At 63.6% G+C, this 896-nt stretch carries 1 protein-coding gene; it reads left to right on the top strand.

Annotated features, from left to right (window positions below):
* Positions 1–2: 2 nt before the first annotated feature.
* Positions 3–758 carry a substrate-binding domain-containing protein gene (locus AWB74_RS44910; protein WP_087039605.1) on the top strand — a complete coding sequence of 252 codons (756 nt, stop codon included), beginning with the start codon at positions 3–5 and terminating at the stop codon, positions 756–758.
* The last annotated feature ends 138 nt before the right edge of the window (positions 759–896 follow it).

Genomic DNA, 896 nt, shown 5'->3' with positions numbered 1-896 from the left:
GTATCGCTGCGCTGCTTCCCGCCACGCTTGCCTGCACGAGCGTGCAAGCGGCCGAACTGCACGTCATGAGTTCGGGCGGATTCACCGCCGCCTATAAAGTGCTCGGACCCAGGTTCGCGGCAACAACGGGCAATACGCTCGATACCGCACTGGGACCGTCGATGGGTAAATCGCCGGAAGCCATCCCGAACCGGCTCGAACGCGGCGAGCCCGCCGATGTGGTGATCATGGTCGGCTACGCGCTCGACGAGCTCATCAAAGAAGGCAAGGTCGTGCCCGGATCGCGCGTCGAGCTCGCGGACTCGCGTATCGGGGCGGTCGTGCGCGACGGCGCGCCGAAACCCGATGTCGGCTCCGTCGATGGATTGAAGCAAACCCTGCTGCACGCGAAATCGATCGCCTATTCCGACAGCGCAAGCGGCGTCTATATCGAACGTGAGTTGTTCAAGCGGCTCGGCATCGAGGACCAGGTGAAGGCCAGGGCGAAAATGATCCCGAAGATTCCGGTGGCGTCGGTCGTCGCCAATGGCGATTACGAAGTGGGATTCCAGCAAGTCAGCGAGCTTCTTCCGGTGAAGGGCGCCGCGTTCGTCGGCAAGATTCCCGAGTCGATGCAATCGGTCACCCGCTTTGCCGCCGGCATTCCTGTGGGCGCGCAGCATCCGAACGAAGCGAAGGCGTTGCTCGACTATCTCGCGTCGCCCGAGGTCCAGCCGGTCGTGACGTCGACGGGACTCGACTCCATTACGACGCACTGAGTGCGGCACGACGATTCAGCCCGGCAAGTCCGCGGGGTGATCGAACGAATCACCGGCGCGTGGCCCGGCGCGCAATGCGCTCGACAGACGCGCCCTGTCGCATGAACGCTCCCACATCGACACGAAAATCACCGCGCA

The organism is Caballeronia arvi, from assembly GCF_001544695.2.
GTDB lineage: Bacteria > Pseudomonadota > Gammaproteobacteria > Burkholderiales > Burkholderiaceae > Caballeronia > Caballeronia arvi.
The sequence above is the reverse complement of the archived record's forward strand: the minus strand, read 5'-3'. Positions and strand labels throughout refer to the sequence as shown.